This is a genomic window from Thioalkalivibrio paradoxus ARh 1, from assembly GCF_000227685.2.
GTDB classification, from domain to species: Bacteria; Pseudomonadota; Gammaproteobacteria; order Ectothiorhodospirales; family Ectothiorhodospiraceae; genus Thioalkalivibrio; species Thioalkalivibrio paradoxus.
The window spans coordinates 1,613,901-1,638,914 of record NZ_CP007029.1; the positions used below are offsets into that span (position 1 = coordinate 1,613,901).

Here is a 25,014-nt window from a genome sequence, read left to right on the forward strand (position 1 = left end):
ACAGGCTAGGCACCCGGCACCGGTTTGCCTGGGGCGTATGAGGCTGGCCTTGGCGCCCGCCGGTGCTGTCCATGTCGGCGCCACCTGCACGATTGCCAGCACGCGCTCGATGATCGCGCCGGGGAACGGACCCGAACGCTCCCATGAGCCCTGAAATCTCGGTCATCATCCCGGTCTACAACGCCGAAAGCTCCCTGGAGGCGTGTCTGGACTCGGTGCTGAAACAGACTTGCCGCGAATTCGAGGTGATCGCGGTGAACGACGGTTCGACCGACCGCAGTGGTGCGATCCTCGACGCCATCGCCCGCTCGAACGCGCGCCTGCGCGTGCTGCATCGCCCAAACAGGGGATTATCGGCGGCGCGGAATGCGGGTATCTGCATGGCCCGGGGCCGGTACCTGGGTTTCGTGGATGCGGACGACTTCATTGATCCCACGATGTACGAATCCCTGTGGGCGGTGGCCCGACATGACGATGCAGACGTCGTCAAGTGCGGTTACCGCGTGCTTGAGCCCGGCAGGACGCCCCGGGTCGTTCAACGGCCGCAATCCGGGCGGATTGCGTGGACCGGCGGGAGACCCGCGGTGCTGGCGTACCTGGCGAACGGCATCGACACGGTCGTCTGGGACGGACTGTATGCGAGGTATCTCTTCCGAACGATACGGTTTCCGGAAGGGCGTATTCACGAGGACACCTTCACCACGCCGCTCCTGCTGAATGCCGCGCGGCGGGTGGTGTTGCTGGACGCTGCGCTGTACAACCACCGCAAGTGCCCCGGGAGCATCACGGGGTCGTTCTCGATCCGCCGCCTGGACGAAGTCTGGGCGCGGGTGCAGTTGTGGCGGACCCTCGAAGGTGGTGCGGTACCGGGCAGGCTGCGAGACGCCATCGACCTCCAGGTCGCGAGGAGCATCAGCCGCAACCTACGGCTGGCGTATGCCGGCGGCGGGATGGCCGGGCTGGCCGAGGCGTGCGACGCGCTGGGAGGAGTGATCCCGAGCACCGAACTGCTGCGCGTTGCCCGCAACCGAACGATCAACGTGCAGGCCAGGCTGTTCCTGCGTGGGGTACTTGCCGGGCCGCTGGCCGCCGCGACCCTACTCCAGCTCGACCGGCCCTGGCAGGCCTACCGGCGCGCACGCGATGCGTTCCTCGCCGGAAACGCGTGCCCCAATGCGCCCTGAGGTGGCTCCCTGGCGTGCGTCCGACCGCTGGCTCGGTGGATGGCCCAAGGGGGAAGCCGTGCCATCGTATTGGCAGGGAATCAGCCGACCCTGCTTTCCCGCTACGGTCTGGATTGGGTGATGGCCTGACCACTGTGCCCGGGTGGGTAGGCTTGGCCCAGCAGGTGGAAGATCGTTGGAACGATGTCGAAAGCACTGCGACGCCCGCGCCGCGGCGCTATGCCCGGCCAGTCTATGTACGCAAATCCGCGCTCGCCCGTGTGTCCGCCAGTACGTCGGAACGGGTAGGGTCCGATCCGTCCCGCGGTCGGATGATCGAAACCGAGTGGTGTTTCGTTCCATTGGATGAACAGATCCGGTTCGAAATCGGACCGCAACAGTGGATCCGAACGGGGGAACCAGATTTCCTCCACCACTGGCAGCCCGGTGATGGCGCAACGGGTTCGGTGCAACGCGTCGACGACCCCATCGCGAACCGCCTCGAATTGCGCGATAGGAACCCGTCCGGACCGTTCTCGGCCAGCAAGATTGAGGCGGATCTGGCCATCGTAGAACGCGGGAAAAGCAAAAGCGGGCATGTGTTCCCAGAACGGCTGGTAACGCGCGGCGGGCATCCATTCGAGCGCGTCCGGGCGGTGGGCGTCCGATCGGGAACGCCCGAGCCGGCCCTGAATCCGCCTGCGCAGCCGAGCCAGGCGGCTGAACGAACCGGAAACCGGCTGCGCCGGCACCAGAGTGTTCATGGCCTGATGCCAGCTCTGGTCCGGCTCCAGCAGCGGAATGCCGTTGTCCAGGTGGTTTGGCCAGACCGGAGTGGCGGCATGCGGCTGGCCGAACGCGAGCCGATACATCAGTTCGGGCAGCAGCGCCATCGCTGCAACGTCGGCCTGGTTGGCACCCATCCCGTGCATCGCGAAGACCATCATTCCGGCGTCGGGTGCCATCCGCTGAAGATCACCGCAGAGGCGGTCGATTTCGCGATAGATCTCACGCATCGCGCGCCCGGCCGGTGCCCCCGAAGGCAGCCCGTGCAACGGATGGTCAGGATCGACGCCGTGCCAGAACTGCTCGATCGCCGAATGCGATTCGCTGATCGTTACCAGCGCGAGATCCCAGTCCGGCAAGCGTTCGTGCAGCAGCCAACGCGCCGCGCGGGATCGCTGCCGCACCGCCTCCGCCAGTGCGCGGCCGGCCTCGAGGGTGCGGTCTTGCGAGGGCCAGGTGAAGCCGTAGATCCAGGGTTTCGCGGCGTACGGACCGAAGCGGTGCAGGAGCTCCCGGTCGAGCCCGAGTGGCTTTCCGTGCGCAGCGACCCCTGGATCGTGTGCGCCCCAGTTCGTGACCCCGCGGGCGGATGTGCGCGACAGGTCGAAATACGGGGGGTCGAAGACCACCATCCGGGCATCGAGCGCCGCAAAGATGGGCGCCGACCGGGTCGGTTCCTGGCACACGGTGTAGGTTTGCGGGTCAAAACGCACCGCGGACCAGCGGCCCCCCTCGTCGGGTGCACGACCCGTCGCGACCTGCTCCCACGCCAGACCGGTCGCGCGTGCCCGACCATGATCGATATCGAACACAGCACCGTTCGCCGCCAGCGCCTGCAGGTGCGGTAGTTCGCCGGCCGCCATCATTGCCTCGGCGAGCGAGATCTCGAACCCGTCCAGCCCGATGACAAGTAACCGGGAGGGGGTCATAGCGAGTGCGGGCACCAGTCCATCAAAGTACTGTCGCACAGGCCTAAGAGGCGGGCAACGCAGCTGCGAGGCGCGCGTTCCCAATCGCCTGCCCGGTGGTTCCGGTGAAGCTCCGATTTTGCATCGGGGGTGATGCCCGCAGGTGCGATGAGTGCAATTGCATGCACCGCAACCGAGCAAGGCCCGACCATGCCATCCAGCACCATCACCGTCCGCGCGGATCCGGCAATCTCGAAGAAAATCGGCGAGCTCGCCAAGGCCATGGACCGCTCATGTAACTGGGTGAGCGAGGAAGCCCTCAAGCAATATATCGCCAGCCAGGCTTGGCAGATGCCAGGGCATCGAGCAGGCGCAGGCCTCGCTCGCCCGGGGCGAAGCAATCCCCTTCGACGAGGTTGTGCAGGAGATCGAAGCGCTCATCGACGAGAAAACCAAGGCACATGTGAACAACAGATGAAAGTCGTTCTGTCGCTCCAGGCCCGCGAGGACCTTCGGGATGTCCTCGGCTACATCGTCGAGGATACCCCCCGCGCAGCCCGATCGGTCCTCGCCCGGATCAGGGAGCGTGTCGAGGAACTCCAACGGTATCCGCACATCGGCCGGCCTGGGCGGGTGCCGGGCGCACGCGAGCTGGTCATCACCGGCACGCCGTACCTTGCCCCGTACCTGGCCGTCAACGACACCCTGCAGATCCTGCGCGCCTGCCACGGCGCCCGATAGTGGCCGGACCGTTTCTGGGCGCAGCCCCTTCTTCGGAACAAACAGCGAGCGCTGGCAAGTATTTTCAGAGGATCGGTGTGTGTTCCCGCAGCACGCGCAGGCTGTGCCGGGCGATCATCCGTTCCTCGTCGGTGGGAATGATCCAGACGCCAACCCGGCTGCGTTCGCTCTGGACTTGCTCGGCGTGCCTGCCGTTGGCGTCGCGATCGATGTCGACGCCCAGCCATTCGAGCCGTTCACAGATGCGTTCGCGCACCGGGCTGGCGTGTTCACCGATGCCGCCGGTGAACACGAGATGGTCCAGCCCGCCGAGCATGGCGACCAGCGCCCCGATCTCGCGGACAGCCCGATGGACGAAGACCGCAACGGCTTCCTCCGCAGCTGGTTCCCGGCTGTCGAGCAGGGTGCGCATATCACCGCTGATGCCGGAAATGCCGAGCAGCCCCGATTGTTCGTGGAGCAGGGCAGTGACGTCCTCCGGGCTCATCGCCTTTTCGCGCAGCAGATACAACACGGCACCGGGGTCCAGCGCGCCGCAGCGCGTGCTCATCGGCAGCCCGTCAAGTGCGGTGAAACCCATGGTCGTGGCGACGCTGACGCCGTCGCGGAGTGCGGCGAGGCTGGCGCCGCTGCCCAGGTGCGCGACGACGACCCTCCCGGTCTCGGCACGGCCCATGCGGCTGGCCAGTGACTCGGCGATGAATTCGTAGGACAGGCCATGGAAACCGTAGCGCATCACGCCCTGTTCGGTGATCGCACGCGGCAGCGCGAGGCGACGCTCGACGGCCGACTGGGTATGATGAAACGCGGTGTCGAAGCACGCGATCTGAATCAGATCGGGCCGTGACCGGGCGAGAATCCGCATCGGCGCGATGTTGTGCGGCTGATGCAGGGGCGCCAGCGGCACCAGCGCCTGCAACTGCGTGATCACCTCGTCGGTGATCCGCACCGCGTCGGTGAAGGCCTGGCCACCGTGCACTACCCGATGACCGGCGGCATGCAGCGCCTGCCCACCCGGTTCGCGGTCCAGCCAGTCGAGCAGGAAGTCGAAGGCATCGTCCTGATCGAAACCCCGTGCGCCATTGGCCGGATCGCCCGACGCGATGGTCTTCCCGTCCGCGTCCTTCACCCGGAAACGCGGTGTTGCGTCGAGCCCGGTGATCTGGCCCCGCAGGCGGCGCGCGGGTTCGCGGTTTCCCGTTGCGTGGTCCACCGTGTACACGGCGAACTTGAGGCTCGAGGATCCGCTGTTCAGCACCAGAAGATCCCCCGGCATGTTCAGTCTCCGTCGATCCGGGTCTGGTAATCGGCGAGGAGCAATGCCAGCGCGCAGGAGGCCATGCGGGTGATCGCGTCGTCGGCGCGGCTGGTCAGCATGATCGGAACACGGGCGCCGACGACCACGCCGGCACCGCTGGCATCGGCCAGGTAGGTCAGTTGTTTCACCAGCATGTTGGCGGCCTCGAGATCCGGCGCGACCAGGATGTCGGCGCGACCGGCGACCTCGGACTCGATGCCCTTGGCGTGGGATGCGCTCTCCGAAATCGCATTGTCGAAGGCCAGCGGTCCGTCGAGGATTCCGCCCTGGATCTGCCCGCGCTGTGCCATCTTGCACAACGCCGCCGCCTCGACCGTGGACGCGATCCGGGGGTTCACGGTTTCGACCGCGGAAAGAATGGCGACCCGCGGGGTCTCGATCCTGACCGCGCGCGCGAGCTCGATCGCGTTGCGGATGATGTCGGCCTTGTCCGCCAGCGACGGGTAGATGTTGATCGCCGCGTCGGTGATGAACAATGGCCGGGGGTAGGTCGGGACATCGAAAGCCATCACATGGCTCAGGCGCCGCTCGGTGCGCAGCCCCTTTTCCTTGTGCAGTGCGGCGTGCAGCAGTTCGTCGGTATGCAGGCTTCCCTTCATCAGCGCGCCGACCGCTCCCTCGCGCGCCAGCGCCACCGCGCGTTCGGCGGCGGCATGGCTGTGCCGGGTCGCGACGATCTCGTATTCGGACAGGTCTGCCCCGGCTTCCTCGGCAACGTTGCGAATCCGCTCCTCGGGCCCGACGAACACCGGGACGATCAGCCCCCGGCGCGCGGCCTGCAGGGCACCGAGCATCGACTGGGTATCGACCGGATGCACGACGGCCGTGGGCAGGGGTTCCGGTCTCGAAGCGGCTTCGAGGAGTTCGTGCAGGTGCCTGCGCTCGGCCATGCGCACCCGGGGCATCACGGCTCTGGGTCGGCGCACCTTCTTCGTCGGGGCGAGGACATCGGCATCGCCCTCGATCACCGTCTTGCCCTCCTGGTTCTTGCACAGGCAGTGGAAGCGGATGCGGTGCTTCTCGTCGTTTTTTTCGGTGGCCTCGACCGTGACCGTCAGCACGTCGCCGAGAACCACCGGCGCCTTGAAGCGCAGCGTCTGGCCGAGATAGATCGTGCCCGGCCCAGGCAGCTCGGTCCCGAGCAAGGTGGAGATCAGCGCGCCGCCCCACATGCCGTGGGCGATGATTTCCTGGAAACGGCTGCTCTTTGCGAAATCCTCGTCGACGTGGGCGGGATTCACATCCCCCGACATCACCGCGAACAGCTTGATGTCGTCCATGGTCAGGCGGCGCTCGAGGCGCGCGGTGTCGCCGATCTCGATTTCGTCGTAAGTGCGGTTCTCGATTTCCGTGTCGGAGGGTGACATCGTTTCAGCCTCTGATGTGCAGGCCGCCATCGACATAGGTGGTGACACCAGTGATCGAGCGCGCGGCGTCGCTGACGAGGAATGCGGCGGTTTCGCCGATGTCGTCGATGCTGACCAGCCTGCGCGTCGGTGAACGCTCCCCGGCTTCGGCCAGTAGTTGATCGAAGTCGCGGATCCCCGAAGCGGCTCGGGTCGCAACCGGGCCGGGGGAGATCGCATGCACCCGGATTCCTTCCGGGCCGAGTTCGGCGGCCATGTAGCGCACCGAAGATTCCAGCGCGGCTTTCACCGGGCCCATGATGCCGTAGTTGTCGATGACCTTCTCGGCACCGTGATAGCTCATCGTGATCAGGCAGCCGCCATCCTGCATCAATGGTTCGGCGAGTTTCGCCATGCGCATGAACGAGTGGCAGGAGATGTCCATCGCGAGCAGAAAACCCTCGCGGCTCGAGTCGACCACGCGGCCATGGAGATCATCCCGGGGCGCGAAGGCGACCGAGTGGATCAGGAAGTCCAGCTTGCCCCAGCGCTCGGCGGCAGCGCCGAACAGTGCCGCGGTCTGCGCGTCATCGCGCACGTCGCACAGCAGTAGCGGGGCGTCGCCGAGCTGTTCGGCCAGCGGGCGGACATGGGGTTCACCTTTGGGGTGTCCGTAGCCGAGGATCAGGTCGGCCCCGGCGCGATGCAGCGCGCGGGCGCAGCCGAACGCGATGCTGTCGGCATTGGCGAGACCGGTGACGACACCGGTCTTGCCTTTCAGACTGTGTGGCTGGTTCATTACTGCCCTCCCGGGGAAGTGACCGGGACCCGCTGGCGGCCTTGGTCGATGCCGCGCTGCACCATGAGTCTAGCAAAACCGCTGGCGGACCGGGGTCGGGCGCAGCAGGCGCCGGTTTCGCCCGCCAGGTGCTTGAAGTGGGTGCGAGAGGAGGTATCTACAAATGAGCGCACACCTGCAGATCATCGAACGGGACGGCCAGCCGGAGTATGCGGTTGTACCCATCGAGACGTACCGCCGGCTCGTGGAACTGGCCGAGGACATGGAGGCCATTCGCGCCTACGATCGAGCGATGGCAGAGATCGACCGGGGCGAGGACGAGGTCGCCCCCAACGACGTGGCGGCCTGGTTGCAGGCGGGTGATCTCCACCGCTGAGAGTCTGGCGTGAGCATCGCGGCCTGACCCAGGAAGAGCTGGCAGAGGCGGCTGGGGTGGGAGAGTCCTACCTCTCGCAGATCGAGGCCGGGAACAAGACCGGCGCCGTGCGGGTACTGCGGGCGCCCGTCCGAACGTTCGCGGTGGACATTGGAGACCTGATTTCGCCGGCGCGGTAGCCGAACGCCACGGACGCGGGGGGCAGTCCTTGCGGCAGTGTCAGGTTGCCCGGCACTGTCGGGAGAGCAAAAAAATCGCGGTGCCGTTCAACGTGCAAGAACTACGTGGAACTAGTGGATGGTACTCGCCATGGTGGTCTCATGCCTTGGCGTGTCGTCCACGATTCCGTAGACGTACGACTGCATCCAGTTGCGGATGAGCGACGTATCGATGGGTGCGCGGCGATGACGCTGCGCCGGGTCCGTCTCGATGGCGGCCCGGAACTCAAATCCAGATCGGAGACCCATCATGAACACAAGTCATTCGAGCAGTCGGGCTTTGCCCGTCACTCCGGCCGCAAGAACGGGTCCTGCCAGACGGCGTTCCTTCGTGCCTTCCACGCTGGTGGTTGCGGTGTCGGTGGCGCTGCTTGTGGGTTGCAATAGCGGTGGCAGCGGTACGGACGCGGATCCCCCGGTGGTCGATGATGTCTCCGTTGGTCAGGATGTGTTCCGGTTCGAGACCTTCGGCAACGAGCGCTTTTGGACCGATGCAATGCGGCTACCACAGGGGATCGCGGGAGCAGGGGTCACGCCTCTGGATGCACTGGGGCTGGGTCTGAACGTGAACGTCCAGGCGCTGAGCGATGGAACTGCCGCTGCGCTGCTGGATGCACTCGATCAGATCAACAGCGGTGCCGACCCGGCCGACACGGTGCTGGCCGAGCCAGCGGTCACGCTGGCACTGATCAACGAAGGGGCCGTGAGCGGGGTTGTGGCATTCGATGCCGAAGGCGCACGGAAGCCGCTCGGCAGCGACCCTGGGTTCGATCCCGAGGACTCCCTGGATCTCGGCCGTGGAGATCGGATTGGCTTGAGCTGCGCGGTATGCCACTCCCGAACGGATGATTCGGTGGTCCCGGCCGGCTTCGCTGGTCCAGGATCCGTCGGTGTCCAGGTCGATGGGATCGTCGCGGAAGGTCTGGACGTCGGGACGATCCTGGCGGTTGCGGACAATCCCCGGGCCTACCTCCCGTTCCTGCAACTGGCGTTCGAGAGCCTGGATGGTGCGACTATCGGCAACGGTGATTTCCCGGGCCTGCGCCGGGACTCGGACGACGCCGAGGCGCGGGCGTACCTGACCGGCAGCGATTCCGACACCGGGCGCCGGTACTATCCGCTGACGTCGTTCGACGCCACACCGGACGGCATCGGCAACGCCACCTACATCCCGCCGTTTTTCCGTACCGATCTCGCGGCTCCCTGGGGCCACAGTGGGGCGTTCGAACGGCTGGACGATTTCAACAACCTGGTCTACACCGTGGCACTGGATCCAACGAGTCTGCTGACCGATTCGGGGCGTGCATTTCTGAACGTGCTGGCCGGCCCGGTGGGCGACGAGATCGCCGAGCGCTACGAGGAGACACTGCGCGAAACGGGAGTCATCCCAGCAGGCGTCGCCACTGCCGACGTGGTGCCCTTCGTGGATGCAGCCCGTGATGACCTGTCGCCGGGGAGTGCGGCTGGACCCGTCGGTCTCCGCGTCGCCGAGGCACGACTGCAGGCGCTGAATGCCTACACTGACCAGCTCCCGGCCCCGTCCGCGCCGGACGGTCTCGACCCGATCCAGGTCGCGCTCGGCGAACAGATCTTCCTCGGTTCCCGCAGCGATGGCGGGGCCAACTGCGTCTCCTGTCATAGTGCCGACCCGAACGCGCCCGTCCGCGATGTGATCGTTGGCATTGAGTCCATGTACCGGCCCTATGATCCCACCGTCCTGTTTGAACGCAGCGTGTTCAGTCCGCCGCTGAGCGACGTGCAAGTCAACCTGACAAGCGGTCCCCACCCATCCTATGACAATTCCCTGGTGGTGCTGGATGCGAGTGTCCGTGGCGAGGTACGTGGTCTCGCCAAGCCGCTACTGCTGGGGCTGGACAGCAAGAACCGGGTCCTGCATGACGGATCGGTGGCGGGCGTCGACGCCAGCGAGGCCCTCGACCGTCTCCTCGACCCGGCGCGTGGCCCCGATGCTCCGCATCCGTTCTACTTCCCTGGTACCGGACAGTCGGTAGGTGATCCGGTGGCGGGCCGCGCCGCGTTGGTGGACTATCTGCGCAGTCGTAGCGCCCAGTAGGGACGCAGACCCGCCCGGAAACGGAGGTCTCCGGGCGGGGTATGCACCTACACCTGAGCGCAGGAGCGGTTACACCGCCAGTTATCCGCGCAAACGCGCGCGCAGCGTTCGGCCCAGAATTTCCATGCGTTGCCAGAAACCGGGGGCGGTCTCGGCATAGCCGGTGCGCAGGAAGATCAGTGCCCCTTCGTCGCTGTGCAACTCCCCATGTTCGCTCCCGCACTGGGCCAGGTGATAGTCGCCCTCGTGGACTTCCAGATTGCCGATTCGCAGCGTTCCCTTGAGCACAACGCATTCCTCGTCCTGGTCGTGGCTATGGCTCGGGTAACGAGCCCCGGGCTCGAGCTGCATCAGGAACGATCGATACCCGGCTCGGCGATCAGCATGCAGGGGCTTGACGCGGATGCCCGGCCGCAGGTCGAACCACATGCCCTCTGTGCTCTTGCGGGTCACGTGGCCGGCACCCGATACGCGCAGTTGTCGCAATCGTGCCCAGATGCGGTCACGGGTCTCCCGGTCCGGTGGTACAGGCTTCTGAGCGGATAGCAGGGCCACCAGAATGTCCTCGTCCAGCGGTTCGCCGTCGCCAGGCTTGCGGTGATCGGCCATGGTCAGTGTCTCCGTAGTATTTCGCGTAGCTGTAGTTGGGTACGCCGGATACACGATTTGATCGTGCCCAAGGGTTCGCCGGTGTGAGAAGCGATCTCCGCGTGGGTCATGCCATTGAAGAACGCGAGCCCGAGAAGCCGATGCGCGCGATTGTCCAGGGTGGCCAACGCATGGTGCAGGGCAGTGGCGGACTGCAGACTTGCCAGCAGCGATTCCGGATCGTCACGGGTGTCGTCCGTTGAGGTGGAAGCGCTCATTCTCGGATTCTCATCGACTGTGTCCAGAGCCTGATGCTGGCGCCACCCGCGCTCGCGACGCAGATGGTCGATGGCTCGGGACCGGGCAATCATCAACATCCAGCCGATCCCTGAACCGCGGCTTGGGTCGAATCTGCCGGCCTGGTTCCAGATCTGCAGGTAGCTGTCGCTGACGATCTCCTGCGCCGCCTCCGGATCCGCGACCATGCGCATCGTGACGCCCCACAACCGGTTCAGCGTTTGGTCGTAGAGCGCCGCAAGCGCTTCTTCATCGCCTTGGGCGACTTTTCCCAGCAATCGTTCCGTGTCCATTTCCGTTATCCCGGGCCTGGTCGCATCGAGCGTATTCGTGGATCAGTACGCAGAGCTTGCCCGATTGGATGCATCGGATCGAAACGGTCGGGGCGGGGATGCGGCGAACGCCGCTTCCGGCTTCCGGGCCAGCTGCAAGCGCCGACCCAACCCCGCGGATACTTGCCACGGAGCCCGTGGACCCGCGTTCTCGTGGAACTGGCCGAGGAGATGGAGGCCAGTCCCACCTACGACCGAGCAATGGCAGAGATCGACCGGGGCGTGGACGAGATCGTCCCCAGCGACGTGGTGGCCCCTGCCGCTTGCCGGCCCCATTCATGGGAAAATGCGCCCGCATCAGGTGAACTCTGGGCCTGGTATTGGAGGAGTTCTCCTTGCGCACCCACGAGATGGCGTGGTCCGACGCTCCTGGGGCCTCGGGTCAGAGCCACTCGACGCCCCGGTGAGCCGTTACGAAGAACAGGCTGTCCTCGATGGCAACCATTTCATGCACTTCATCGGGCTCCATGAGCAGGTAGTCGCCCGCTTGGGCGATCCGGCCATCACCGAGGTCCATCCTGCCTTGGATCATGTAGGTCTCTTCCGCGGCAATGTGCCGGTGCCTGGGCAGCGTGGCGCCTTTCCGGATTTTGATGAACCCCGAGATGCCGCCGTCGTGGGCTTCCCGCACCATGCATACCTCCAGGTCGCTGCTGCTGCCCATCGGATGAAATTCATGTTCGTTCGATGTGACGACTCTCATGGTCCTCTCCTTATTCGTCCTACCCGTGCCCTTTCCCACTGGGTGGAATGTTGCGGTTGACGCGGAAACGGTTGTCCGGATCCCAGCGCTGCTTGACCTCGGCGAGTCGCTGGAGGGCCGGGCCCAGGGCCGCTTCCATACGCTCCGGCCCTTCGTCCTCGGTCTGGAAGTTGATGTAGGCGCCACCCGTGGAGAAGGCTTTCAGGTCCTGCCAGGCCGCGCGCGCCCAGGCGATATTCGCCTCGTCGTCTTCCGGTTGCTCCCATGCGCCGCCTGCACTGAAGACATAGCGGGCGTCGCGATTGCCCACCGGGGAGTGGTCGTTGTCGAGCCGGTTCAACGCGCCGGCGAGCTGGAAAAGGATCACCCCCGAGTGCGGCGAGCGAATGCGTCCGGCATGCTCGATCGCCTTCTTGCAGAGCGCGGGCTCGACACCGGGCAGATATTCGCTCTTCCAGTAGTAGCGCCGCCCCTTGGGCTGCGTCACATCCAGCAGCTTTTGCAGCTCCGCATAGGAGCGCCGAACCAGCATGTCACCGATGGGCTGACCGAACGCCTTGATTGGGGCGACGACTGCCGCCTCGCCTTGCTCCGGATCACCGCTGTAACAGGCAAGCAATCCCACGATCGGCTTGCCATGCCACTCCTTGGGCAGCCAGGAGCACGACGGCGCCGGGCGCATCATGGCGACCAGGGTCAGTTCAGGGGGCGCCTGCTCGGCCAGGTGCCGATAGTGCTCGAGCACCGCCGAGGCCTCGCTGGCAGGCCAGGCCACCACGCCGCCAACGACCTCGGGGCCGACGGGATGCAACTGGTAGTCGAAACCGGTCACCACGCCGAAGTTGCCGCCACCGCCGCGCAGGCCCCAGAACAGGTCGGGATGCTCGTCGGCGCTGGCATGCACCAGATGACCATCGGCGGTCACCATGTCCATACCGATCACGTTGTCCGTGGTGTAGCCCCAGCGGCGGGTCAGGTAGCCGAAGCCACCCCCCAGCGTGAGCCCCGCGATCCCAGTGGTCGAAACGAAGCCGAGCACAGTGGCCAGGCCGTGCACCTGGGTCTCACGATCCACGTCCCCGAGCACACAGCCCGCCTGGGCGTGGGCCACCTGCCGCTCGCGGTCGACCCAGACCCCACGCATCAGCGAGAGATCGAGCATCAGCGCGCCGTCGGCCACCGCCAACCCGGCGATATTGTGGCCGCCGCCCTTGATGCAGAGCAGCAGGTCGTGCTCGCGGGCAAAACGCACACTGGCCATCACGTCGGCGACGCCCAGGCAACGCACCACCAGTGCCGGCCGACGATCGATCATGGCGTTCCAAAGGCTGCACGAGCCTTGGTAGTCTGGGTCATCCGGCGTCAGCAACGGCCCCTGGAGCTGCATCTTCAAGCCGTCGAGCATGTCTGGCGTCAGTTCGAATCCGGCACCGTCGAGAGTTATCGCTTTCATGGCAAGGCCTCCTGTTCATTCCACCAAGGGTTGAGGTTCTTGCTGCCTACGCACCGCGTCCACACGGGGGATCACCCGGGGGCCTTGGCGTGGCGTCCCCGGCTCGTCACCGTGCCAGGCGCCGCGTGGAGGCATTCGCACCGCTACCTCAAACCGTTGCTGAAGCTGCCGGCGAGCCGCACGTTCACGATCTGGTGCGGCCCCCGTCCGCGCCGCCACCGACCACGGCCGCAACCCGGTCGCGGCCGTGGCGGTTGGGCACCGCCGCCTCAGTGCGCATGCGTCCCGGTTGAGATGCCGCATTTCTCGTCCAGCGCCGCGCCTTCGTCCGCGTCGACCGGGATTGTCAGTGGACCCTCGTCAGGTGCTCCGAGGAGCGTGGCAATGACCACCGTGGGCTCATCCCGGCTGGGGTTGTAGGCGGTGTGCACGCTGTGCCCGGGATCGACCAGCGCCATACCCGGCCCGTACTCGCGCCCGACACAGTCTTCCGCGAACATGAACACGAAGTCGCCCTCGGTGATATTGATCAGCACCGTGCCGGGGTGGGTGTGCCAGGGAAACACGGCGCCGGGCTGGATCGTGAACTCGACCACGACGACGTTGGACGCATCGTCGAGGTTGACGACGTGCTTGGGCAGACCGTCGAGCTCCTGTGTGATCTGCATCGAGACGTTGCCGCTGAACGTGTGGCGCTGGGTCAGCGGCTCGGCCGTGATCGGATCGGGCCCTGCATGTGCCGTCGTCGCGACGGCAAGCAGGAGCATCATCGAGCCGGCGACGGACATCGCGCCTATCGCCAGCGAGCGGGAGTTGTGGTTCTTCATGGCATCCTCCTGTGGATCGGTTGGGGAACCGCTTTGTCGTGGCGGCATCAATGCCGCGTACCGTGAACGACCGAGTAGTCGCGTGGCACGCAGATGCCGAGTTCGTCGGCGAAGCGTTCGTGGAATGCCACGAAATCGGTCTTGAACCGTTCGCGGCGTTCGGGGTCGAGCTTGCTGCGGCTCACTTCGTCATAGGCCGCCCCACCGCCCGACCACACGGCCGGGGAACCCGCGTTGTGCGGACGGATTCGGCCGTCGAAGGATTGAGGTGCTATGTTCATGGTTCATCTCCTTCATGACTCGTTGGCGGTGTCGGGCACGGCGGTATGCCCCGGAAGTTCAGCATCCCAAAGCGGTTTGCCGGCCTGCTAGTTCAAGAACTGAACCGGACAGCGGCTCCTCGCCGGGGGCAGTTTGTGCGGACACGGCAACGGAGAGGCGCTATGACGAACCGAACCGGGTACGGCCAGTTCTGTCCTGTGGCGAAGGCCAGCGAGATCCTGACCACGCGCTGGACGCCGCTGATCCTGCGCGAACTGATCAGCGGGTCCTCCGGTTTCAACGAGATCCATCGCGGTGTGCCGCTCATGTCGCGTGCACTCCTGGCCAGCCGCCTGCGGGAGCTGGTTGCCCACCGTATCGTGCTCCGCGACGGCAGCGGTGCCTACCGCCTCACGGAGGCCGGCGCGGCGCTGGGGCCGATCATCATCGCGATGGGCCTGTGGGGCCAGCGCTGGGTGGAAAGCGCGGCCGACGGTCCGGACTGGGACGCGGGTGTGCTGATGTGGGACATGCGCAGGCGCATCGATACCGCCGTTCTGCCCCCGGGACGCACGGTGGTGCAGTTCGACTACAGCGATGCGCCGCCGGAGCTGAGACGCTGGTGGCTATTGATCGAGGACGACGACGTCGACCTGTGCCAGTCGGATCCCGGATTCGAGGTGGACCTCTACATCGCCACCAGCGTGCGGGTGATGGGCCCGGTCTGGATCGGCCAACGACCACTCGCCCCGGCGATCGAACGCGAGGAGATCCGCGCCTGCGGCCGATATGACCTGTCGCGCAGCCTCGGGCGCTGGCTGAAATTGTCGGTGATCGCGGAGCAGGCGGAACGCTCAGCGCGCCGGAGAATGGGGTCCGTCGCGCCTTGACACTGGGACCGTCTCCGGGTCGGGAAATGGCGCGTCATGTTCGATCGCGACGGCACCTGGCGTGTGTTCATCCAAGTCAGTTTCAGGTGAACGAAGCCTGGGTCGCGTTCCAGCTGAACGATGTACGGATCCCTACCGAACGGGACGGCGATTTCGACTTTATGGCTCTGATGGATGCCGCCAGTTATTTTGTCCTGGGTTCAGCGCCAGTGCCCGTGACGCGTGGGGAACTCACCGCAAAAACGGCTAGGCGCGTGCTGAGGGGAGGGCCAGTCGCACAAGAAGCGATGGCCGAAGGCCCTGTTCCCGTCGGCCGAACAACCCGCGCGGTTCCTTTCGAATAAAGCGAAGTGCCGGGTCTCTTCAGCGGTGCTGCAGGGCGAGGCGATCGATGATCTCGACGGCGGCGAGGACAGTAGCGCGGACTACCGGCGCGTAACAGCGTTGTCCGCTGACCTGATGATCACGATTCCTTGCCGGCCCGATGGATCAGGCCAACATCGGAGTTCTGCACCTTTGACGCGGGTAGCCACGGGAGTTCTGACGGGCGTGCCGGTCGCATGCTGCGCGAACACCTGTACTTCATGGTATCGGCTCGAACCAGGTGGTTCGCAAATAAGGCCCGCGTCAGGTGCGCGCGGTCAAAGCCGTCCGGATGGAATCGACGACGCGCACGCAATCGTTTTCGTTCAGCTGTGGGTAGATGGGCAGGCACAGCACGTTGCGGGCAGTGCGTTGCGCGACAGGGAGGGCAGCTGCCGATGCTCCCCGGTGTTCGCGGTACATCGGGAACTCCGTGATCAACGGATAGAAGTAACGCCTCACCATGACCCCCTGTGCACGGAGGATCCCGAAAAGGGTGTCCCGATCGATCGGCGCATCCTCGGTGACCAGTACAGGACAGTAGCCGAAATTGAAGGTTTCGACGCGGGGCGGCGGCAACGGCTGCAGGCCGGGCAGGTCGGCGAGATGCATCCGGTAGAACGCGTCGATGGCGGAACGCCGCTCCAGCGCCGCGTCGATGTGACGGAGATGCAGCAGGCCGAATGCCGCCTGCAACTCGTTCATCTTGGCGTTGATGCCAACCTCGGTCACAGTGGTCTCGTTCACGAAACCGAAGTTCTTCATGCGGTCTATTCGGCGCTTGGTGTCGGGATCATGAGAGATGACTGCGCCACCCTCGAAGGTGTGGAATGGTTTCGTCGCATGAAAGCTCAGGATCGACAGATCGCCATGCCGGAGAAGGCTGCCGCCGGAATCACGTACACCGAAGGCGTGCGCGGCGTCGTAGACCACCTTGAATCCATGCCGCTCGGCCAATGCCCGGATGCGCTCCGTCTGGCAGGGGTAGCCGTAGACATGTACCGGAAGGATGGCTGATGTGCGTGGGGTGATCGCCGCCTCGATCAGATCGGGGTCTAGGGTCAGCGTATCGGGGTCGATATCCACGAACACCGGATCGATCCCGCTCCACTTGAGTGCGTGCGCGGTGGCCACGAAGGAATACGGGGTGGTGATGACTTCGCCACTCGCTCCCATGGCGCGTAGCGCGGTCATCAGTGCCAGGGTCCCATTCGCGAAGAGCGACACCTGCGGAACCCCCAGGTATTTGGCCAGCGCGGCCTCCAGCTGATGGTGGAACGTCCCGGCGTTAGTGACCCATCCGTTGTTCCAGATTTCCTCGAGATAGGGCAGGAATTCGTCCAATGGGGGCAGCAACGGCCGAGTAACGAACAGCGGTCCCATTGTCATTGATCGGTGCCCGATGCCATTGCGTCCGATCGTGCCCAGCCTCGGGAGGCGGCGGCCTCGATACTCGATGCGAGTTCTGGTGGGATTTCAATCCCGATTGCCTCCGGCATCACGTCAAGTCGTGCCGGCGCAAGGCCCTCGCACCACCTTCGCCACATCATGCGCAAAGCGGCCTCGAAGAAACGCGCTGCCGTTGCGGGCTGTCGCAGCGGGTTCGCGCCGAGTTGTGCCCGGAGCCCCTGGCGCAGGCGGGACAGCGACTCCACGTCCGACACCGCCGCTATGGCCCGCGCCACGTACTCGGCCTCGGTGTCTACCACCCAGTCCCCGAGTCCCGCAAGCCCGAGCACATTGGCGCCCGTTCGCGAAGGAAGAATCGGACCGGCCATGGACACCACCGGTACCCCCATCCAGAGCGCGTGCTGGTTCGTCGTCCCCCCGTTGTAGGGGTAGGCATCAAGCAGCACGTCAACCTCGGCATGCATCGCCAGGTACTCCTGCAGGCCCGTGCGAGGCCTGAACTCCACTCGTTCGAGCGGTACGCCCAGTTGGTCGAGGCGCCTTGCGACCGATTCCCGGACTGCGTCCAGCGGCACGTTGCCAATGAGCAGACGGGCCGACGGCAGGGCTTCGAGGATTTTCGCCCAGGCCCGGATGATCCCGTCGCCGATCTTACCCACGCGATTGAAGCTGGCAAACGTAGGGTAGCTCCGGGTGCTCAGCGGCGGCGGCACGACATCGGGTGCGCTCTGCTGGTAGCGGAACGGGGTCAGCACGGGCACGGTGGCCAAATGTTCGCTGAACCATGAGTCCATCCGCCCCGGTGGCGCGCCGATTTGGCCCATCAACCGATAATCCATGGCCGTCAGGCCCGTCGTGTTCGGGTACCCGAGCATGCTCGCCTGCACTGGAGCTGGCTTGCGCGCGAAGACTTCGAGGCGATTGTGCGCGGTGTGCCCCGATAGATCGATCAGGATATCTACTTCGTCCGCGCGGATGGCCGCCGCCACCTGGTCGTCACGCCAGTGCGCCACGTCGCGCCAGACGCTGAAGTGACGCTTCAGGCGGTCGCTGACCGTATCCCGCACGGGATACGTGTAGTAGGCGTGGAGCCGGATGCGGGAACGGTCCAGGGTTTCCAGCAGCGGTTCCAGGAAGTAACTCACCACATGGGAGCGCAGATCGCCCGAGACCATGCCCACGGTCAGCGGTCGGTCCGGATCGGTGCTCTGTTTCCAGCCACCCCAGTGTTCCCGATGCGGCCTTTCCACGCGCTCGCCGTATTCACGGTGCTCCGCGAACAGTCGTTCGGGCGGGCAGCGCTCGTCGTTGGAAAGGCTGAACAGGTACCCGGAGCGCAGTGTGTGCTGGTCCGGCGCTATTGCGAGCGCCTGTACACAGGCGTCCACGCTCTCTGCGAAGAGCCCCAGGGTGCGGTAGGTCTCGCCCAGCTCCGCCAGCACGTCGAAATCACCCGGGGATTGCCCGTTGAGATCGCGGAGGATCCCCAGTGCCGGCTCGGCCTGCGACTGCCCTGCAAGGGCCTTGGCCAGGGCCAGTGCCGCGGGTCTGAATCCCGGCCGCAGGCGCAGTGCTTCTCGTGCCAGCCGCTCGGCTTCGGCATGGTCATGGCGGGCGTTCTGCAGTTTCGCGAGATTGACCAGCGTCGGCACCCGTGTCGGATCCAGGCTCAGGCTGCGGCGGAAGCTCTCCAGTGCATCGGTGGTGTGAACGGCGAAGGACTGCGCGATTCCGAGATGGTCCCAGACCTGCGCGTCGCGAGGCATCCGCTTGGCGGCGCTAGCCAGCCTTTCCGCTGCCGTTGGCCAATCCTGTTTCGCCAACGCGGCCAGGCCGTGCAAGTACCGGATCGGCCCATTGTCTGGAAAACGCTGCGTGACCTGTGTTCCCAGCGCGTCGAGTGTGTCGTGGCGACCGGACCGCAAGAGCCTCTCCATTGTCTGGAGCGCTTCCTGGATTTCCGCTGCTTGCCGCAAAGCCGCCTTTCTACCTGGCTTTTTCTTCATTCCTGCTTCCTGTCTTTCTTGCCACCTCGCCACCCCTGTCAGCTGATTGAGCACCGTGCCAGCGGGCGTCGCCCGATGGGCCAGATGAGGTCCTGAACTCCTGGCAATGTGCTGTACCGTTACGCGCTCCGCGCTTATGACGCGTCGGATCCACCCAGGGCAATGCGAATCTCGCACGCCACTGTTCTGCACGAAAGCCTGCCAATGGGAACGCGAGCATAGCGGCTATCGTGCCTGGGGTGCGATTCTGGCGCACAGACAACCCTTGGCGCGACCCCGGCACACGGCGACTGGACGCCAGCAGCCCGAAAGTCTGCCACTGGTAGCGCCGGGGGTGACACTGCCTTTAACGGGATTTGGAGGGGTGTACAACGCAGCTAACTTCCATGGCCAGCGGCCACCCCCCGATAATGAAAGACGCGTAGGGCGGAAAAGGCCGAAGGCCGTCATCCGCCATCCGGCGCCCGGGTTGCCGCAGGCGCCGGGGAGGCGCGAACGCCGAGCGGCGGATGACGCTGCGCTCTTCCGCCCTACGGGTCGCCCGGGACACGAGACAGGCCGTGACTTTCACGCTAACTGTCATGGCCAGCGGCCACCCCCGATGATGAAAGAGGCATAGGCGTAGGGCGGCAGAGGCCGAAGGCCGTCATCCGCCAGCTGGCGCCCGGATTGCCGCGGGCGCCTGGGCACTGCGAACGCCGTACGGCGGATGACGCTGCGCTTTTCCGCCCTACGGGTCGCCCGGGACACGAGACAGGCCGTGACTTTCACGCTAAAATAAGCGCCCCTGAGCATGAAAGAGGCGTAGGCGTAGGGCGGAAAAGGCCGAAGGCCGTCATCCGCCATTCCCACGCCGGGGTTGCCGCGGGCGCGCAGGGGCGCTCCGAACGCCGCACGGCGGATGACGCTGCGCTTTTCCGCCCTACGGGTCGCCCGGGGCACGAGACAGGCCGTGACTTTCACGCTAAGCCTCGCTGGCTGTTGCGAAAAGTGGGGGTTCACAGGCTCGGGGTCAGCGGACGGTGAAGCGGTTCTGTCCGTGGATCGGCCACCAATATGGCTGTTCAGATTTGTACGCCTTCCCGGAGGGGCAATGGCCGGGGCGGAATCGAACCCTCGTCCCGCAGTCGCTCAGCGCAAGTCGTACCAGACCCCTCGGCCTTTTCCGTGCTGGTTGAGGGTGCCGCGCTCGACCAGTGCCCGGAAGTGCTGCTTGAGCGTATTGCGGTTGGCCCCGGTCAGCTTGATGGCCTCGCCGATGGTGACGCGCCCGTGCTCGCGAGCGAACTCGACGATCTGTAGCTGCAGTTCGGGCATGGCCGCCAGCACGATCTTCTCGCGCTCGACCTTTTTCTCCAGGCGCCGCACCTGCTCGGCCAGGGAGCGGAGAAAAAACACCAGCCACGGGTGCCAGTTCGGCGCTTCCGTGCGGATCGTGCCTTGGGTTGCCAGAGTTGGGATCTTGCGGGGAATGACCGACCTATTCGCCGCACAAGATGCGGCAGAATAGGTTTCTGCAAGCAGATCGCTTGGCTCGCGGTCGAGACAGCGCCTTCATGCACTCCTGCCCACTCATGCGGAAGGAGACCAAGATGGACGTCGCTCACCTCAACCAAAAACAACTGGCCGCCCGCTGGCGCGGAAACGGGGGTGGGATGGTGCTCTCCGAGTCCGCAGGGCTCCGCGCAAATCCGCGCAGATACGTCAGAATCCAATGAAAAAGGCACCCGTAGGTGCCTGTTTCCACTGCTATATTGGTGGAGACGGCGGGAATCGAACCCGCGTCCGCAAGACCTCCGCCCTCGGCTCTACATGCTTATCCGCGTCTTTGCTTTAACTGGTGGCTACCCGACGGGCAGGGAAGACCACCAGCGATCCCGGTTGAGTTTTAGTGGATCCGCCCCGGGAAGCTTCTCCACGATCCTGCGAGATCGACGCCCGGGTCTGGACGCGCAGGCGCGGCTCCAGTCGGACGGCACCCTACCGAGTTTTAAGCGGCGAGTGCGTAGTTGTCGTCGTTGGCAACTATTGGTTTGCAGCCGTTTTTACGAGGTCAGCTACAGCCTCGGCATGCACCTCAGGTTTCGTGACCCACGTCGAAGCCATGTCGTCCCCTAGGTAACGGTATGACAGTCTACCCCATTTCAGGTTCCCCGCCACCGGAAATTGTTTCGCCTTCGGTACAATGGCGCCTCATTCTGGCCCAGGGGAGTGCCCGATGCGGGTGTTCGAAGGTGGAAATGCGTTCTCGCCGTTCCGGATCCGGCAGCGCGAGGCGCAGATGCATGCGCTGCAGCCGGGGGCGTGGCGGCTCGCGGCCCGGTTCGTGTATTTCGTCGAAGCCCGGAGAGAGCTGTCGGCTGGTGAAACGGCCCAGCTCGAGGATCTGCTGCTGAACGAGGGCGAACCCTGGGTGGGTACGGGCTTCGACGCGGTGCGCACGCTGTTCGTGCTCCCGCGGCTGGGCACGATCAGCCCCTGGTCGTCGAAGGCCACCGAGATTGCGCTGCACGCCGGCCTCGGAGACGCGATTGTCCGGATCGAGCGCGGCGTCCACTGGTTCATCGGCGGCGCCGCGGCGCCGGATCTGACGGTCGACGCGCTTGGCGCGCCCCTGCACGACCGGATGACCGAAACGGTGGTCGCCGATGCCGCGGCGGCTGCGGCGTTGTTTCACGAGGGGCGGCCGCACCCGTTGCGCAGCATCGATCTGGCGCCGAACCCGGAAGCGGCCCTGCGCGCCGCCAACCTGGAGCTGGGTCTGGCGCTCTCGGACGACGAGATCGCGTATCTCGCGCGGGCCTACGCCGAGATGGAACGGGCGCCGACCGATGCCGAGCTGATGATGTTCGCTCAGGCGAACTCGGAGCATTGCCGGCACAAGATTTTCAATGCGGCCTGGACACTGGACGGCGAAGATCAGGAACAGACGCTGTTCGGGATGATCCGCCATACCTATAACGAGAATCCCGGCGGGGTGCTGTCGGCCTACTGCGACAACGCGTCGGTGATCGAGGGCCACCGCGGCGTGCGGCTGATGCCCGATCATGCCAGCGGCGAGTACCGGCGTCAGGAACTCGATCTGCCGATCCTGATGAAGGTCGAGACGCACAACCATCCGACCGCCATCTCGCCCTTTCCCGGGGCGGCCACCGGGTCCGGGGGCGAGATCCGCGACGAGGGAGCGACCGGCCGCGGATCCAGGCCGAAGGCCGGACTGACCGGGTTCAGCGTGTCGAACCTGCGGATTCCCGGTTTCGAGCAGCCTTGGGAGGTCGACCACGGTCGCCCGGGGCGGATTGAATCGGCGCTTGGGATCATGATCGAGGGACCGATCGGGGCGGCCGCGTTCAACAACGAGTTCGGGCGTCCTGCGCTGGCCGGCTATTTCCGGACGCTGGAGACCGAGGCGGGAGAGGGCGGCGCGCGGCGGCTGTTCGGCTACCATAAGCCGATCATGATCGCGGGCGGCATGGGATCCTTGCGGCACGAACACGTTCACAAGCAAGGGCTGCCGGCAGGGACGCCGGTCGTGGTGTTGGGGGGACCGGCGATGCTGATCGGGCTCGGCGGTGGAGCCGCGTCGTCGGTGGCGAGTGGGGCCAGCGCGGAGCAGCTGGATTTTGCGTCGGTACAGCGCGGCAATCCGGAGATGGAGCGCCGCTGCCAGGAGGTGATCGACCGCTGCACCGCGATGGGAGCGGAGAACCCGATCTTGTCGATTCACGACGTTGGCGCCGGTGGGCTGTCCAACGCGATTCCCGAGATCCTGGACGACGCCGGCCGTGGCGGGCATATCCAGCTGCGCGAGGTGCCGTCGGCGGAACCCGGGCTGTCGCCGCTCGAGATCTGGTGCAACGAGGCGCAGGAGCGGTATGTGCTCGCCATTGCGCCGGAGCGGCTGCCGGCGTTCCGGGCAATCGCCGAACGCGAGCGGGCGCCGTTCGCGGTGGTGGGCGAGGCCACGGAGGCGGCCCATCTGCGTGTGGACGACCGCCTGTTGGGCGTTCCGGCGGTGGACCTGCCGATGGCGGTGCTGCTGGGTCGGACGCCGCGCATGCATCGCAGCGACCGGCGTGTTCCCGGGCGGGGGGCGCCGTTCGATCCCGGTGCGCTCGACCTGTCTGGAGCGCTGGCGCGCGTGCTGCGGCTGCCGGCGGTGGCGGCGAAGCATTTCCTGATCACGATCGGCGACCGCTCGGTCGGCGGTCTGACCGCTCGCGACCAGATGGTCGGCCCGTGGCAGGTACCGGTGGCGGACTGCGCGGTGACGCTGACCGACTTCGAGGGCGTGTCCGGCGAGGCGATGGCGATGGGCGAGCGGACGCCGCTCGCGATTCTTTCCGCTCCCGCTTCCGGGCGCATGGCGGTGGGCGAGGTGATCACGAATCTGGCCGCCGCTGACATCCGCGACACCGGGGAGATCCGGTTGTCCGCGAACTGGATGGCGGCCGCCGGCGTGGCCGGAGAGGACGCGGCATTGTTCGATACCGTGCGCGCGGTGGGCGAGGAGTTGTGCCCGCGGCTGGGGATCAGCATTCCGGTGGGCAAGGACTCGCTTTCGATGCGTACCGTCTGGGAGCAGCACGGCCAGCCGCGCGAAATGATCGCGCCGGTGTCGCTGATCGTCTCCGGCTTTGCGCCGGTGCGGGATGTGCGGCGCACGCTGACTCCAGTGGCGGACGCCGCGTCGGGTGGCCCACTGTGGTTGATCGATCTGGGCGAGGGGCATGCGCGCCTCGGCGGCTCGGCGCTCGCGCAGGTGCAGGACGAGATCGGCGACCTGCCGCCCGATTTGGTCAGCCCGGAACGGCTGCGGGGTTTCGTCGGCGCGATCCGGCGGCTGCAACGTGAGGGGCGGATCACGGCCTATCACGACCGATCGGACGGCGGCCTGATCGTGACGCTGCTGGAGATGGCGTTTGCCGGGCGCTGCGGCCTCGAAGTGCAGGTGCCGGAGGGCGTCGAGGCGATCGGCTGGCTGTTCAATGAAGAACTCGGCGCGGTGGTGCAACTGGCCCCGGGCGCCGAGTCTGCGGTGCGCGAGGCGTTCGATGCGGTGGGCCTCGCCGGTTGTCTGCACGCGGTGGCCGAAGCGGATCCGCAAGGGCGCGTGCGTGTACGGCAGGGAACCACGACGCTGCTGGACAGTGACCGGACGACGCTGCAGCGCCAGTGGCAGGATACGAGCTTCCAGATGCAGCGGCTGCGCGATGCACCGGACTGTGCGGCCGAGGAGCTGGCGCGGGTCGACGCCGACGGGGGCCTGCGGGCCGCTCTCTCGTTCGACCCGGCCGAGGACGTCGCCGCTCCGTTGATCGCGACCGGTGTGCGGCCCCGCGTCGCGATTCTGCGCGAACAAGGGGTCAACGGTCAGCTCGAGATGGCGGCGGCGTTCCACCGCGCCGGCTTTACGCCGGTCGACGTGCACATGACGGATTTGCTGCACGGACGGCACGACCTGGCGCAGTTCCAGGGGCTTGCCGCCTGTGGCGGGTTTTCCTACGGCGACGTGCTCGGCGCCGGCGGCGGTTGGGCGAAGACGATTCTGTTCAATGACGCGCTGCGCGCCGGTTTCCAGGCGTTTTTCGAACGCCCCGACAGCTTCGCTCTCGGCGTCTGCAACGGCTGCCAGATGCTGTCGCATCTGGCGCCGCTGATCCCGGGTGCGGCGCACTGGCCTCGCTTCGTGCGCAACCGCTCCGAGCAGTTCGAGGCACGCCTGTCGCTGGTCGAGGTTCCGGAAAACCCGTCGGTATTGCTGGCGGGGATGTCGGGATCGGTGCTTCCGGTCGTGGTTTCGCACGGCGAGGGTCGCACCCGCTTCGCGCAGGCCGACGATCTGCGGCGGCTGGCCGAAGCCCGGCAGGTGGCGCTGCGCTACGTCGAGGCCGATGGGTCGCCCGCCGAGCGCTACCCGGCGAATCCCAACGGATCACCCGAGGGGGTCACCGGTTTCACCTCCACGGACGGCCGGGTCACGATCATGATGCCGCACCCCGAACGCGTGTTCCGCACCGTGCAGCATTCGTGGCACCCGGCGAACTGGGGCGAGGACGGTCCGTGGTTGCGGATGTTCCGCAACGCGCGGGCCTGGGTCGGCTGAGGCCGACCCGCGGCGGCAGGCAGCGGGAGCGCCGAACGAAAATCGAGGC

General features: G+C 66.0%; 21 protein-coding genes and 1 other RNA gene. 7 read left to right on the top strand and 15 right to left on the bottom strand.

What is annotated here, in order from left to right:
• The first annotated feature begins 143 nt into the window (after positions 1 to 143).
• Positions 144 to 1,184, top strand: coding sequence for a glycosyltransferase (locus THITH_RS07480; RefSeq protein WP_006747704.1), 1,041 nt, complete (start codon positions 144 to 146; stop codon positions 1,182 to 1,184).
• A 101-nt stretch (positions 1,185 to 1,285) separates the two neighbouring features.
• On the opposite strand, the gene THITH_RS07485 is transcribed toward THITH_RS07480, so the two are convergent.
• Positions 1,286 to 2,962 (bottom strand): alkaline phosphatase family protein, encoded by a 1,677-nt coding sequence (locus tag THITH_RS07485; RefSeq protein ID WP_232222269.1) that lies wholly within the window; start codon positions 2,960 to 2,962, stop codon positions 1,286 to 1,288.
• Positions 2,963 to 3,331: 369 nt separating this feature from the next.
• Here THITH_RS07485 and THITH_RS07495 point away from each other — a divergent pair, with 369 nt between their 5' ends.
• Positions 3,332 to 3,598 (top strand): type II toxin-antitoxin system RelE/ParE family toxin, encoded by a 267-nt coding sequence (locus THITH_RS07495; RefSeq protein ID WP_006747701.1) that lies wholly within the window; start codon positions 3,332 to 3,334, stop codon positions 3,596 to 3,598.
• Between the two features lie 64 nt (positions 3,599 to 3,662).
• Here the strand turns inward: THITH_RS07495 and THITH_RS07500 are convergent, their stop codons facing one another.
• Genes THITH_RS07500 through fabI form a run of 3 tightly spaced genes read right to left on the bottom strand, consistent with a single transcriptional unit; the run spans position 3,663 to position 7,061 of the window.
• The gene (locus THITH_RS07500; protein WP_006747700.1) at positions 3,663 to 4,874 is read right to left on the bottom strand and encodes an acetate/propionate family kinase; all 1,212 of its coding nucleotides are present in this window, start codon (positions 4,872 to 4,874) and stop codon (positions 3,663 to 3,665) included.
• Between the two features lie 2 nt (positions 4,875 to 4,876).
• Entirely contained in the window at positions 4,877 to 6,283 is a 1,407-nt protein-coding gene (locus THITH_RS07505) for a bifunctional enoyl-CoA hydratase/phosphate acetyltransferase (RefSeq protein ID WP_006747699.1), read from the bottom strand.
• 4 nt (positions 6,284 to 6,287) lie between these two features.
• Positions 6,288 to 7,061, bottom strand: a complete 774-nt coding sequence (fabI, locus tag THITH_RS07510) for an enoyl-ACP reductase FabI (protein ID WP_006747698.1) — start codon at positions 7,059 to 7,061, stop codon at positions 6,288 to 6,290.
• A gap of 163 nt (positions 7,062 to 7,224) precedes the next feature.
• Between fabI and THITH_RS19170 the strand changes: the two genes are divergently transcribed.
• The 3 genes from THITH_RS19170 (at position 7,225) to THITH_RS07530 (ending at position 9,729) form a co-directional block, all read left to right on the top strand.
• Positions 7,225 to 7,437, top strand: coding sequence for a hypothetical protein (locus THITH_RS19170; RefSeq protein WP_006747697.1), 213 nt, complete (start codon positions 7,225 to 7,227; stop codon positions 7,435 to 7,437).
• Positions 7,438 to 7,475: 38 nt separating this feature from the next.
• The gene (locus THITH_RS19175) at positions 7,476 to 7,616 is read left to right on the top strand and encodes a helix-turn-helix domain-containing protein (RefSeq protein ID WP_232222294.1); all 141 of its coding nucleotides are present in this window, start codon (positions 7,476 to 7,478) and stop codon (positions 7,614 to 7,616) included.
• 370 nt (positions 7,617 to 7,986) lie between these two features.
• Positions 7,987 to 9,729, top strand: coding sequence for a hypothetical protein (locus tag THITH_RS07530; protein WP_156925502.1), 1,743 nt, complete (start codon positions 7,987 to 7,989; stop codon positions 9,727 to 9,729).
• A gap of 81 nt (positions 9,730 to 9,810) precedes the next feature.
• On the opposite strand, the gene THITH_RS17060 is transcribed toward THITH_RS07530, so the two are convergent.
• The 6 genes from THITH_RS17060 to THITH_RS07560 all read right to left on the bottom strand — a co-directional run bounded on the left by THITH_RS17060 (position 9,811) and on the right by THITH_RS07560 (position 14,210).
• On the bottom strand, positions 9,811 to 10,338 hold the full coding sequence (locus tag THITH_RS17060) for a cupin domain-containing protein (protein ID WP_006747695.1): 528 nt from the start codon (positions 10,336 to 10,338) through the stop codon (positions 9,811 to 9,813).
• 2 nt (positions 10,339 to 10,340) lie between these two features.
• On the bottom strand, positions 10,341 to 10,907 hold the full coding sequence (locus tag THITH_RS07540) for a sigma-70 family RNA polymerase sigma factor (protein WP_006747694.1): 567 nt from the start codon (positions 10,905 to 10,907) through the stop codon (positions 10,341 to 10,343).
• A 421-nt stretch (positions 10,908 to 11,328) separates the two neighbouring features.
• Complete coding sequence (locus THITH_RS07545) at positions 11,329 to 11,649, bottom strand: cupin domain-containing protein (protein WP_006747693.1); 321 nt, start codon at positions 11,647 to 11,649, stop codon at positions 11,329 to 11,331.
• A gap of 19 nt (positions 11,650 to 11,668) precedes the next feature.
• Positions 11,669 to 13,102: an FAD-binding oxidoreductase gene (locus THITH_RS07550; RefSeq protein WP_006747692.1), complete on the bottom strand. Its 1,434-nt coding sequence runs from the start codon at positions 13,100 to 13,102 to the stop codon at positions 11,669 to 11,671.
• Positions 13,103 to 13,371: 269 nt separating this feature from the next.
• Positions 13,372 to 13,890: a cupin domain-containing protein gene (locus THITH_RS07555; protein WP_332254796.1), complete on the bottom strand. Its 519-nt coding sequence runs from the start codon at positions 13,888 to 13,890 to the stop codon at positions 13,372 to 13,374.
• Between the two features lie 86 nt (positions 13,891 to 13,976).
• Positions 13,977 to 14,210 (bottom strand): hypothetical protein, encoded by a 234-nt coding sequence (locus tag THITH_RS07560; RefSeq protein WP_006747690.1) that lies wholly within the window; start codon positions 14,208 to 14,210, stop codon positions 13,977 to 13,979.
• A gap of 162 nt (positions 14,211 to 14,372) precedes the next feature.
• On the opposite strand from THITH_RS07560, the gene THITH_RS07565 reads away from it, so the two are divergent.
• On the top strand, positions 14,373 to 15,080 hold the full coding sequence (locus THITH_RS07565) for a winged helix-turn-helix transcriptional regulator (protein ID WP_006747689.1): 708 nt from the start codon (positions 14,373 to 14,375) through the stop codon (positions 15,078 to 15,080).
• A gap of 627 nt (positions 15,081 to 15,707) precedes the next feature.
• On the opposite strand, the gene THITH_RS07570 is transcribed toward THITH_RS07565, so the two are convergent.
• The 5 genes from THITH_RS07570 to ssrA form a co-directional block, all read right to left on the bottom strand.
• The gene (locus THITH_RS07570; RefSeq protein ID WP_041483414.1) at positions 15,708 to 16,826 is read right to left on the bottom strand and encodes a DegT/DnrJ/EryC1/StrS family aminotransferase; all 1,119 of its coding nucleotides are present in this window, start codon (positions 16,824 to 16,826) and stop codon (positions 15,708 to 15,710) included.
• Positions 16,827 to 16,828: 2 nt separating this feature from the next.
• A complete protein-coding gene (locus tag THITH_RS17065; RefSeq protein WP_025367383.1) occupies positions 16,829 to 18,790 on the bottom strand; it encodes an O-linked N-acetylglucosamine transferase, SPINDLY family protein in 1,962 nt (653 codons plus the stop codon).
• Positions 18,791 to 19,438: 648 nt separating this feature from the next.
• The gene (locus THITH_RS19180; protein ID WP_084222706.1) at positions 19,439 to 19,654 is read right to left on the bottom strand and encodes a DNA helicase UvrD; all 216 of its coding nucleotides are present in this window, start codon (positions 19,652 to 19,654) and stop codon (positions 19,439 to 19,441) included.
• Positions 19,655 to 19,990: 336 nt separating this feature from the next.
• Positions 19,991 to 20,257, bottom strand: a complete 267-nt coding sequence (locus tag THITH_RS07580; RefSeq protein WP_006747684.1) for a DUF977 family protein — start codon at positions 20,255 to 20,257, stop codon at positions 19,991 to 19,993.
• Positions 20,258 to 20,614: 357 nt separating this feature from the next.
• Positions 20,615 to 20,974, bottom strand: a transfer-messenger RNA (tmRNA) gene (ssrA, locus tag THITH_RS17840).
• A gap of 103 nt (positions 20,975 to 21,077) precedes the next feature.
• Here ssrA and purL point away from each other — a divergent pair.
• Positions 21,078 to 24,965 carry a phosphoribosylformylglycinamidine synthase gene (purL, locus tag THITH_RS07585; protein WP_006747683.1) on the top strand — a complete coding sequence of 1,296 codons (3,888 nt, stop codon included), beginning with the start codon at positions 21,078 to 21,080 and terminating at the stop codon, positions 24,963 to 24,965.
• Positions 24,966 to 25,014 lie beyond the last annotated feature (49 nt).

What these genes read in the sequence shown, in the direction of transcription:
- THITH_RS07545 (WP_006747693.1), bottom strand. Translation starts at nt 11,649, where the DNA reads ATGAGAGTCGTCACATCGAACGAACATGAATTTCATCCGATGGGCAGC.
- THITH_RS07495 (WP_006747701.1), top strand. Translation starts at nt 3,332, where the DNA reads ATGAAAGTCGTTCTGTCGCTCCAGGCCCGCGAGGACCTTCGGGATGTC.
- purL (WP_006747683.1), top strand. Translation starts at nt 21,078, where the DNA reads ATGCGGGTGTTCGAAGGTGGAAATGCGTTCTCGCCGTTCCGGATCCGG.
- THITH_RS19180 (WP_084222706.1), bottom strand. Translation starts at nt 19,654, where the DNA reads ATGCTCAGGGGCGCTTATTTTAGCGTGAAAGTCACGGCCTGTCTCGTG.
- THITH_RS17065 (WP_025367383.1), bottom strand. Translation starts at nt 18,790, where the DNA reads ATGGAGAGGCTCTTGCGGTCCGGTCGCCACGACACACTCGACGCGCTG.
- THITH_RS07555 (WP_332254796.1), bottom strand. Translation starts at nt 13,890, where the DNA reads ATGTCCGTCGCCGGCTCGATGATGCTCCTGCTTGCCGTCGCGACGACG.
- THITH_RS07550 (WP_006747692.1), bottom strand. Translation starts at nt 13,102, where the DNA reads ATGAAAGCGATAACTCTCGACGGTGCCGGATTCGAACTGACGCCAGAC.
- THITH_RS07540 (WP_006747694.1), bottom strand. Translation starts at nt 10,907, where the DNA reads ATGGACACGGAACGATTGCTGGGAAAAGTCGCCCAAGGCGATGAAGAA.
- THITH_RS07570 (WP_041483414.1), bottom strand. Translation starts at nt 16,826, where the DNA reads ATGGGACCGCTGTTCGTTACTCGGCCGTTGCTGCCCCCATTGGACGAA.
- THITH_RS07565 (WP_006747689.1), top strand. Translation starts at nt 14,373, where the DNA reads ATGACGAACCGAACCGGGTACGGCCAGTTCTGTCCTGTGGCGAAGGCC.
- THITH_RS07505 (WP_006747699.1), bottom strand. Translation starts at nt 6,283, where the DNA reads ATGTCACCCTCCGACACGGAAATCGAGAACCGCACTTACGACGAAATC.
- THITH_RS07560 (WP_006747690.1), bottom strand. Translation starts at nt 14,210, where the DNA reads ATGAACATAGCACCTCAATCCTTCGACGGCCGAATCCGTCCGCACAAC.
- THITH_RS07500 (WP_006747700.1), bottom strand. Translation starts at nt 4,874, where the DNA reads ATGCCGGGGGATCTTCTGGTGCTGAACAGCGGATCCTCGAGCCTCAAG.
- THITH_RS17060 (WP_006747695.1), bottom strand. Translation starts at nt 10,338, where the DNA reads ATGGCCGATCACCGCAAGCCTGGCGACGGCGAACCGCTGGACGAGGAC.
- fabI (WP_006747698.1), bottom strand. Translation starts at nt 7,061, where the DNA reads ATGAACCAGCCACACAGTCTGAAAGGCAAGACCGGTGTCGTCACCGGT.
- THITH_RS07480 (WP_006747704.1), top strand. Translation starts at nt 144, where the DNA reads ATGAGCCCTGAAATCTCGGTCATCATCCCGGTCTACAACGCCGAAAGC.
- THITH_RS19170 (WP_006747697.1), top strand. Translation starts at nt 7,225, where the DNA reads ATGAGCGCACACCTGCAGATCATCGAACGGGACGGCCAGCCGGAGTAT.